Source organism: Paraconexibacter sp. (genome assembly GCF_041602235.1).
Classification (GTDB): Bacteria; Actinomycetota; Thermoleophilia; order Solirubrobacterales; family Solirubrobacteraceae; genus Paraconexibacter.
In genome coordinates, this window is the sequence record NZ_JBFIGP010000132.1 from 1 (window position 1) to 9,876 (window position 9,876).

The following is a 9,876-nucleotide window of genomic DNA, read 5'->3' on the forward strand; positions in this document are numbered from 1 at the left end:
GAGCAGGCACGGGTGATGGACGCGCTGCGGACGACCGCGATCATCGGACGCGTCCTCGAGAAGCCGCCGCTCAGCGCGGCCGCGGACGCCGCGGCCGACGATGCGATCGAGACGGCCGCCGACGAGGCCCCGCGCGACGACGGGGGCGGGCCGTCCACGGCCTCGGGTCAGCCGGCGCTCTACTACGTGCTCGCGGCGATCCCGTACAAGCTCACCTCCTGGGCGTCGCTGCCGACGCGGATGACCGCCGTGCGCCTGCTGGGGGCGCTGTGGATGGCCGCGGCCGCGGCGCTGGTGGCGCTCCTGGCCCTGGAGTTCCTGCCGGGTCGCACGTGGGCGGCACTCGTCGCAGGTTGCGCGGTCGCCCTCAACCCGGTGGTCGGGTTCATCTCTGCCGGGGTCACCCCGGACCCGCTCCTCATGGTGATCTCGACCGCCGTGCTGCTGGCGGTCGTGCGGGCGTTCCGCGTGGGGCTGACGACCCGCAGCGCGCTGGTGATCGGAGGGCTGTTCGGCGCAGGCATCGTCACGAAGCTCGCGTTCCTCGCGTTCGTGCCGCCGGGGGCCGTGGTCCTCGCGGTGCTCGCGTGGCGCTCCCGGGACCGGCCGCAGGACGGTGGGGCCGACGGGACGCTGGCCGCCCTGCGCGGCACCGCCAGGGCCGCGGCGCCGCTGGTCGCCGGCGCGGTCGTGCTCCCGCTGCTCTACGTGGTGTGGTCGGCGTTGCAGGGCCTGCCGGTGCGCGCCCTCGGCACGGCGACGAGCGTCCTGCCGGTCGATCAGCAGAAGTCCGGCAACCTCCGGGAGGAGCTGTCCTACATCTGGCAGCTCTACCTGCCGCGCGTGCCCGGCCAGCTCGACCAGTTCGGCTTCGGCCCGCTCACCGAGACGTGGCTCAAGGGCTTCACCGGTCGCTACGGCTGGCTGGACTACGCGGCGCCGGACTGGATGATCGACACGGCACGCACGCTCGTGCGCGTCGGACTGGTGCTCGCCGTGGTCACGGTCGTGCGGTTCCGCGACCGCGTTCGAGCGCACGGGCTGCAGCTCGCCGCGCTGGCCGCGTTCACGGTGTCGCTCCTCGTCGTGATCGGGCACGAGGGGTACGGCTACCGCAACTCCACCGGCCTGGTGTTCGAGCAGGTGCGGTACGTGTTCCCGGTGATCGGCGTCTACGCCCTGGGCGTGGTCGCGGCCTGCGCCGCAGCGGGGCGCCGCTTCGCCCCGCTGCTGGCCGCCGCCACCGTCGGCCTGTTCATGGTGCACGACCTCTCCGGGGTCCTGCTGACGCTGGCGCGGTACCAGGGGTGAGGGCGCAGGCCGCGACGGTCTGCCGCTACCCCACCTTCACCCGAGCGGTCCTGGCGGAGCTGGTGCCGACGGCGAACGGGTAGCCGTCGGTGGGCAGCGTCCGCGCGCGGAAGGCGTACCGGCCGTAGGACGCGGTCCCGAAGCGGTAGCGGACCGTGAACCGGCCCGCCCGGTTCACCTTGAGGTTGGCGATCGTGCGCCACGCGCCGCGGTAGTGGACCTGGAACTCGACCAGCTTCTCCCGGGCGTTGACGTACCCGCCACGGAGCTGGCCGCGGAAGACCGCTGCGCCCCCACGCCGGATCCGCTTGGTGACCGAGCGCAGGGTGACGTGCGCGCGCACCGTCTGCCGCACGGTCATCCTGGCCGCGTCGAGGCCGTCCCCGGCGCTGACCGTGATCGTCCTGCTGGGGCCGCGCGGCACGCGGAACGACCACGACCCGTCCGCGCTGGTGGTGGTCTCGCCCAGGCGCCGGTTACGGCCGCCGACCGACTGGGACACCGACAGGCGCAGCCCGGAGAGCGGTCTCCCGCCGGCGTCCGTCAGCCGGCCGGCGAGGGCGAACCCGGAGCGCGCCCAGCGGGCACGGCGACCGACGAACGTCGCGGTGTGCCTGCCCAGGAGGAACCGCACGGTGCCGGAGCTCCCGAGCGGTGGGGCGGTCGCCGCCGTGGCCGTGGCCGGGCCGGAGGGCGACGTGCCGCCCGGTGTGGTCGACGCGCCGCCGCTCGTCCCCGACGGCGTCGCGGGACCCGCGGCGGTCCCTCCGTCGGTCGTGGCGCCAGGACCGGGCTTCGCCGCGTCGTAGGGGTCCGGGTCCGATGCGTTCGGGACGCCGTCGCCGTCGATGTCGCCGTCCACGCGGTTGGGGGTCCCGTCCCGGTCCAGGTCCCCGCACTCGTCGCGCGGGCCGCTGGGCCGGCCGTCGCAGTACTCGGCGACGGTCCTCCCGTTGTCGAACGGCTCCTGCGTGATGAGGCTGTCGCGTGAGGCCGACCCGCCGCCGTCCCGAGCCGTGACCCGGCAGATGAGCTTGCGGCCGACGTCGGCGGAACCGGCCGTGTAGGCGGCGTTCGTCGCGCCCGGGATGGCGAGGGCGCCGCTGCCGTCGGGAGCGGAGCGCAGCCACTGGAACGTGACCGTCGGCGACTGACCCTGCACCTCCGCCGCGCAGGTCAGCGTGTCGGCCTCGCGGGCGACGCCGGTCAGGGTCGGGGCGGCGATGGTCGGCGGCTGGTTGTCGACGAGGATCGTCCACGGGCCGTACAGCGCCTTGTTGACGTCGGTCGCGTCGCGAACGTCGAGCTGCAGGTCGTGGTGCCCGTCGGTCAGCGCCGTGGTGTCGAGCGTGACGGTGCCGGTGACGTCGCGCTGGCAGGGGACACGGCGCGCGAAGGGCGGCGCGCAGCTGCCCTCGTTGGCGTCCACGGTCTCGGCCGGGCGCGGGGACCCGTCGACGATGAGCCGGTGGCGGAACACGCCGCTCCCGGCGTCCGAGGCGGCGTACGTGAGCGAGCGCGTGCGTGCGGTCGAGCTCTCGCTGCGCAGCGGCCCGGCCACCTGCGACACCGACGGCGCCCCGCTGTCGTTGAGCGTGAGCGTGACGTCTCGCAGGACGTAGCGCGTGTCGCCCGCCGGGCAGCCGGCGTTCCCCGCGCACAGCACGCCCCATCCCACGAGCGACGCTCCGCCGAGCGGGACGTCGATCGGACCGCTGCCGGACGCCTGGTACCCGGCGACCGCGGCGAAGACCTCGTGCTCCGCGAGGTCGGTGAAGAGGCGCGCGAGCGGCGCGCCGTAGGCCCGAGCCGGGCCCGCGACGGCCTCGCGGGTGCCGGAGATCGCCGCGAGGGTCGTGCCCGAGGGGGCGCTGACGGTGACCTGGCCCAGGTCCCCGGGTGCGTGCTCGATCGTGGGGTTGAAGCTGCCGCCCAGGAACCGGCTCGCGGAGTCGCAGGTCGCGAAGTGGTAGGCGTGGGCTCCGACGTAGCTGCCGACCATGCCGTCGACCGCGTAGGACGACCCGCTGTGGCACTCCCGTACCTGGTAGGTCGCGCCGTCGGCAGCGGCGGGTAGGGCGAGGCCGGCGAGCAGGGCCGTGAGAGCGGTGAGGGCGCGGCGGCCCCGGGACGGTGGTGAAGCGTGCATCGTGCGGTGCTCCTGTGAGGTGAACGGTGAACTCATCTGTCCTTGACGAGTCGTGTGGTGGTCGGGCTGTCGAGAAGTTCGTGGCGGCCTACGGCAGGAACGCCTCCTGCCCGGGCGCGGGGCGGGCGGCAGACCGCGGACGGGGGGCGGCCGGGGCCGGTGCCGGCGCTGCCGCCGCCGCGGCGGACGACGTCGACGCCCTCACCGGACCGGACTCGACGGTCCCGAGCGCGTGGACGTCGTTGGTGCGGTCGCGCGTCCGGCGCGCCGGTGCTGGCGCGTGTACCCGGCCGCGAGGCGGTCGACCGTGCCGAGGTGGCGGGCGCCGAGCGGACCGGGGCGCTGATCGGGACCGGGGCCCGTGCCGCCGCGCTCGCGCGGGCCGCACGAGCGCGGTGCTCGGCGACGGGCGCACCTCGGTCGTGACCGTCCCCGCCCGTGACGACCGCCGACCCGGCGCCGACCGCCACGGTCGCGCTCGTCGCCACCACCGTGCCGACCTTCGCCACCGTCGCCAGGCCGCCGCCGCTGACCAGGGCGCCGCCGATGGCCTCCATGCGTCCCGATCCGCCGCCCAGGTGCGGCACCCACTCCACGAGGCGCTCCAGCATCCCGCGGCCCGCGCCGGCGGTTCCCAGGAGCGCGGGGACCGGCAGCACGCCGGCGGCGATCCGGCCGGTCTCCCGGACCTGCGCCGCGTGCGCGCGCCTGCAGACCGGGCACGCGTCGAGATGGGCGAGCGCCCGCCGCGCGGTGCCCCGGTCGTCGGACCCTTCGAGCATGCGGACGATGTCCGCCCGGCGACGGCCGCACCACTCGCCGGCGTGGGCCAGGGCCACGAAGGTCTCGAGCTTGCGGGTGGCGGCGTCGAGGTGCTCCCGCACGGCGTGCCGGCTCAGGCCCAGCCGGCGTGCGGTGCCGGCCACCGAGACCTCGTCCCCGTGCACCAGCCTCCACACCGCGGCCTCGGCCGGCGCCAGTGCGGCCAGGAAGTCGGCGACGACGAGCAGCTCCTGCTCCTGCGAGATGCGCTCGTCGTGGTCCTCGAGGTCCTCCTGGAGCTGGTCCAGGGCGGTCGGGTCCGCGTCGGGCCCGCGCCGGCTGCGGCGGCGGAACAGGTCCCGGGCTCGCAGCTCCATGCCCGTCCACAGGGAGGCGCCGACGTGGTCGGCGTCCGAGTACACCTGGTGGCGCCGGACGACGATCTCGCTCGTGGCGTCGAACAGCTCCTCGACGTCGTCGGGCGTCAGACCGCTGAAGCGCGGATGACCGTGCGCGGTGCGGACGATGCGGCCGCGCGCGTCGACCACCATCCGGGCTACCTCTTCTGCGGTGAACGCGCGTGGCGCGTGTCGATGCTGCGAGGGGGCGCTCGACCCCGGCTCGCCACGGCATCCGTGCTGTGCGTACATGACCTACCCCTGGTGCTGCTGGACCGAGCCGGCGGTGCGTGAAGCCGCCGGCTCTGGGTGTACATAACGATCGTTCGGCACCGTACTTGCGGTAATCCGGTGCACCTCGTCGCCGCAACGAAGTCGTCACGAAGCGCGGGTGACGGTGCCGAGTCGAGGGGGGCCGGCGGGGTGGACGTTTAGGCCAGTGGTGTTCCGCGTCGTCGTTCGTCTACAGTGCCGCGACACTTGTAGCCCCTTTGGGAGGTCCAGCTCCATGTCGTTCCTTCGCCTCACCGCTGCACGCGCCCTCGGGTGCGCCGTCGCCGTGCTCTGTCTGCTGCCGGGACTCGCGCACGCCGCCAGTCCCGCGATCGACACCTCGTTCGGCACCAACGGCCAGACGCACCTCGCGCTCAACGGGGGCTGGTACGCCTGGGGTGGCGATGCGGTGCGGATGAGCGACGACCGCTTCGTCGTCGCAGGGATCGAGAACGGCTACGGGGTCGCCGTCGCCCGCTTCACGGCCTCCGGCGCCCCCGACCCCAGCTTCGACGGCGACGGCATCGCGACCTTCGCGCAGCCGACGCCCGCCCAGCTCGAGGTGACCGGCGTGGCGGTCGACGCGGGCGGCGCCGTGTACGTCGCGGTCATGGACTACGCCGGGCCCGCCCGCGTGTACAAGCTGACCTCCGGCGGGGCACTGGACCCCACGTTCGGCACGCAGACGATCGCCGGCGTCAGCCCGCAGATCGGCGGCATCCGACTGAACCCCGCAGGCACGCGGGTCCTCGTCGGCGCGGGAGACGGCACGACCATCAAGGTGCACGCCCTGCGCTCCGACACGGGCGCGTACGACACGACCTTCGGGGGCGGCGACGGCGTCGCCGAACTGCCCGACGCGGCCGCGACGTACCTCGAGATGAACGATCTGGTGGTCCGCCCGGCCGACGGTCGGATCCACGTCGCGGGCGGCGAGGGTCGCAGTTTCGGCGGGGCCAGCTCCCAGCCGACGCCGTTCGTCGCGCGGTTCACGAGCGACGGGACCGTGGACAGCAGCTTCGGCAGCGGCGGGATCGCCCGTCCGTTCCTGGGCACCTCCGATCAGGCCGGCAGCTTCAACGACCTCTTCACCATCGGCGACAAGACCTACGCGGTCGGCTCCGGCAACCAGGACCCGACGACCTACAGCCGCCAGACCCTCGCCATCGCCCGGCTGACGGACAGCGGCGGGCTCGACGCGGGCTTCGACGGGGACGGCCGGGTCACGGACTTCCTGAGCGGGGCCAACGGGCGATGGGACGGCGCCAACGTCCAGCAGGACGGCGCGATCGTGGTCACCGGCGGGCGCTTCGAGCCCGGAAGTCCTGGCAACCACCATCGCGCGATCACCCGCCGGTACACCGAGGCGGGCGCGCTGGACACGTCCTTCGCGGACGGCGGCTCGCTCGTGCTCGACAGCACCTACTTCGCCGTCGCGCTCGTGCCGCAGGCCGGCGTGCCCGGTGGGCGCTACGTGTCGATGGCGTACATCGACGACCCGGCGGATCCCAGCAAGAGCCAGCTCCAGCTGACCGGGATCAAGGCGGCGCTGGCGCCGAATCCGCAGCCCCAGCCGCAGCCGCAGCCCCAGCCGCAGCCGCAGCCCCAGCCGCAGCCACAACCCCAGCCCCAGCCCACCCCGGCACCCACCCCCGTCCCCGAAGGCTGCACCCGCAGCATCGCGGTCGGCCCGCTCCAGATCGCCGCGGAGTGCCTCAAGCGCGAGGGCCTGATCTGGAAGACGTCGGCGACAGCGTCGGTCGGCGGCCTGCGCATCGTCCCCAACGGGGCCAGCTCCCAGGTCATCTTCGACCCGCTGAACCTGCGCATCGCCGTCAAGGGCTCGGCGAAGGTCGAGCTCGGCGCGACGGTGTTCGGGCGTCAGCTCGGTCCGGTGAAGCTCTACGAGGGCGCGTTCGACTGGACGTTCCAGTACCGGCCGAACCTGAACGGGCTGTCCCGGCTCGTCATGCCGCAGAGCGGTCAGGCGATCTCCCTCGGCAAGCTCGACGGGCTGCCCGGGCTCGGCAGCGTCGCCTCGCTCCCACGCCTGCCCGACCTCGGGTTCCCCGACTTCTCGAAGGTCAGCGGGCCGAACGTCGCGAAGCTCGCCGGTCAGATCCCCTCCCTGCGGACGCCGAACATCACGATTCCGCTGTCCTCGTTGGGCATCGGGTCGCTCCCGCCGCTGCGGTTCCAGGTCCCGTCCGCCGCCGGCGCCATCTTCGGCTTCCCGGTCAAGGGCGACGTCAGCATCACCGCCAGCGAACGTGGCGGCGTCAAGGGCGCGGACGTCGCGATGAACCTCGGCCTCCCGTCGTTCTTCGGAGGGATCAGCGGGGCGGGGCGGATCTGGGTCGGCATCAACGGCCGGGTCGACGTCGACGCGCTCGGCGTCAACGCCAACGAGGTCACCCTCCCCGGTCTGATCCGGGTCGCTCCGGTGAAGCTCGCCTACGACGGGCCCAAGAACAGCTGGGAGGGTGACGCGAGGGTCTTCCTCGGCTTCCAGTCCCAGGACACCGGGCTCGGAGGCCGCTGGCTGATCGTCGACGGTCAGCTGCGCCGGATCGGCGTGTCGGCCGCGGGGATCCCGCTCGGAGGGCTCGCGACGATCGACAGCCTCGACGCGAACCTGACGCTGCAGGGGTCCAAGAGCCGCGTCTTCGGCTCGGTCGGCGTCGGCGCCGGACCCCGCATCCCCGTGCTGAACACACGGGCCATCGGGGTCAACGGGACGTTCGACTTCAACGGGGACTTCGCGAAGCTCACCGGCAACCTGCGCGTCGCCAACGTGCCGCTGGCGAGTGCCGCCGCCGAGTACTGGTGGAACGGGTACTTCAAGGCCTCCGGCCAGGTGAAGTACTACCTCGACTCCAAGAAGGAGTACGGCTTCGAGGGGAACATCGAGGGCGAGGCGTCGGCGAAGGGGTTCAACGCCGAGGGCTCCGTCCTGTTCCGGGCCGGGAAGCACTCCGCCTCGGGCAAGGGCCTGGTCTCCAGCAAGGGTGTGGCAGGCTGCGCGACGCTGAGGGGCTTCCTGTGGACGGACCTGAAGCTCGGGGCCGGCTACAAGTGGGGCGCGAAGTACCTCGACTGGCTCGGTGGCTCGTGCGACTTCGCGGCCTACCGCGCCAAGGTGAGCGCGACCGCCTCCCAGGTGGGCGGGCCGCTGACCGTCACGATCCCGAAGGGGCAGCGCGGCTACTCGCTGCGCGTGGTCGGGCCGGCGGGGACGCCGCCGCAGTTCGTCCTGACCGGGCCCGGTGGCGCGCGGCTCGAGTCGCCCGTCGGCGCCGGTAGCGTCCAGGACGACCGCTTCTTCGCGGTCGCCCAGCCCGAGGACAACGTGACCTACGTGGCCATCGCCCGTCCCAAGGCCGGGACGTGGACGGTCACGCCCGTCGCCGGCAGCCGGGTGCTGAGCATCCAGACGGCGGGATCGCTTCCTGCGCCGAAGGTGACGGCCAAGGTGCGCAAGGGCCGGCTGGCCTACCGCGTCACGCCGATCCCCGGGCAGACCGTCCGGTTCCTCGAGGTCGGACGCACCGTGTCGGCCGAGCTGGGCAGCACCCGCCGCACGAAGGGCTCGCTGCCCGTCGGCCGGGCGTCCGGTCCGGGAGGCACGCGGCGGATCATCGCCCTCGTCGAGCAGAACGGGTTCGTCCGGGCACGCCTGACCGTGGCGCGCTACACGGCCTCGACGCAGCCGCTGGCGGCGCCGCGGGTCGTGGTGAAGCGGACCGCCTCACGTGCGGCCCGCGTCGCGTGGACGCCGGTCCCCGGCGCTCGCGGCTACCGCGTCGTCGTGACGCTGAACGGTCGCAAGGAGCAGCGCACCGTCGGTTCCCGCACGCGCCGCGTGTCGGTCCCCGGTGTCCTGCGGACCTCCGGGGTCAGCGCGCGGGTCCAGGCCCTCGGCGGCCCGACCCGCATCGGCCGCGCCGGCACCGGGAAGGTCGCGAAGCCGAAGACCCGCAAGCGGACCGGCAAGGCGCCCAAGGCGGTCAAGAAGAAGAGCGCGAAGAAGAAGAGCGCGAAGAAGTAGCGGTCGGCCCTGCGCGTCGCTCAACGGCGCGCAGGGTTCCCGAGCAGCTGCTCCGGCTCCGCGGACGCGTCCTTGGCCTGCTCGAACTCCTCCTGCACCTTGCCGTCCTGGACGGCAGCCCAGACCAGCATCCACAGCGCTCCGCCGAGCACCAGGGTGATGATCAGGCCGATCATGAAGATCCCTGTATCGCTCATCGCTGGGACCGCTCGGTCTTGAGCGCGAGCAGGACGAACGATCCGAGCGCGAGGATGGAGGGGACCCAGAGACCGACGTAGACGCCCTGCTCCTTGTGGTCGCTGAACCACAGCGAGACCGAGAGCACGAACGAGGCGAAGGTCGCGAGCAGGATGAGCCCGATGGCGCGACGCTGAACAGACACGGCGACGGTTCCTTTCCGTTGGTGACACCAGGGGTACGGGACCTGGTGTCGCCGGGGTCAGGATCCGGCAGATCGACCTCAGCCGCGCAACGCCGCCCGGAGTCCGTCGGCGACCTGGGCGGAGGCGTGCTGCCAGGTCCGACCGACGACGAACTCCGCGCCCGCGCGGGCCCGGTCCGCCCGGGCCATGAGGTCGTCGAGCAGGACCTCGATGTGCTCGCAGATGGCGATGGGATCGACGGCGGCCAGCGAGATCGGGCCCTCGTCGCCGAACGTCGCGCGCATCGACGGGACGGACAGGTCCACGACCGGCAGGCCGCAGGCGAGCATCTCGGTCGGCACCAGCGACGGGTTGGTGAGCGAGAGCACCAGGCCCACGGTCGCGCTGTTGTACGCGTGCGCCAGGGCCGCGGGGTCGAGGACCCCGAGGTTGCGGGTGGGGAACGGGACGTCGAGCGGCCGCGCCTCGCCGAAGCAGGCGATCTCGACATCGGGCCGGCGGCGGTGCAGCTCCTCCAGCGCGAGCACGCCGAGGGGGACCGCCCGGCGCGGC

Annotated in this window: 7 protein-coding genes; 2 read left to right on the forward strand and 5 right to left on the reverse strand. The window is 73.5% G+C overall.

The genetic code is table 11. From position 1 onward, the window contains the following. On the forward strand, positions 1 to 1,311 hold a 1,311-nt coding region (locus tag ABYE80_RS11765), incomplete at its 5' end, for a DUF2142 domain-containing protein (RefSeq protein ID WP_372790471.1). Positions 1,312 to 1,336: 25 nt separating this feature from the next. Here the strand turns inward: ABYE80_RS11765 and ABYE80_RS11770 are convergent. After that, positions 1,337 to 3,460, reverse strand: coding sequence for a hypothetical protein (locus ABYE80_RS11770; protein WP_372790472.1), 2,124 nt, complete (start codon positions 3,458 to 3,460; stop codon positions 1,337 to 1,339). A 32-nt stretch (positions 3,461 to 3,492) separates the two neighbouring features. Continuing rightward, positions 3,493 to 4,773 (reverse strand): hypothetical protein, encoded by a 1,281-nt coding sequence (locus ABYE80_RS11775; RefSeq protein WP_372790473.1) that lies wholly within the window; start codon positions 4,771 to 4,773, stop codon positions 3,493 to 3,495. Positions 4,774 to 5,128: 355 nt separating this feature from the next. Between ABYE80_RS11775 and ABYE80_RS11780 the strand changes: the two genes are divergently transcribed. After that, a complete protein-coding gene (locus ABYE80_RS11780) occupies positions 5,129 to 8,941 on the forward strand; it encodes a hypothetical protein (RefSeq protein ID WP_372790474.1) in 3,813 nt (1,270 codons plus the stop codon). 20 nt (positions 8,942 to 8,961) lie between these two features. Here the strand turns inward: ABYE80_RS11780 and ABYE80_RS11785 are convergent, their stop codons facing one another. From ABYE80_RS11785 to ABYE80_RS11795, 3 genes are all read right to left on the reverse strand, one after another. Further along, positions 8,962 to 9,138 (reverse strand): hypothetical protein, encoded by a 177-nt coding sequence (locus ABYE80_RS11785; RefSeq protein ID WP_372790475.1) that lies wholly within the window; start codon positions 9,136 to 9,138, stop codon positions 8,962 to 8,964. Next, the gene (locus ABYE80_RS11790; RefSeq protein WP_372790476.1) at positions 9,135 to 9,323 is read right to left on the reverse strand and encodes a hypothetical protein; all 189 of its coding nucleotides are present in this window, start codon (positions 9,321 to 9,323) and stop codon (positions 9,135 to 9,137) included. Before ABYE80_RS11790 ends, ABYE80_RS11785 begins: the two co-directional genes overlap by 4 nt. 78 nt (positions 9,324 to 9,401) lie before the next feature. Continuing rightward, the coding region (locus ABYE80_RS11795) for a glycosyltransferase (RefSeq protein WP_372790477.1) at positions 9,402 to 9,876 on the reverse strand (475 nt) is incomplete at its 5' end.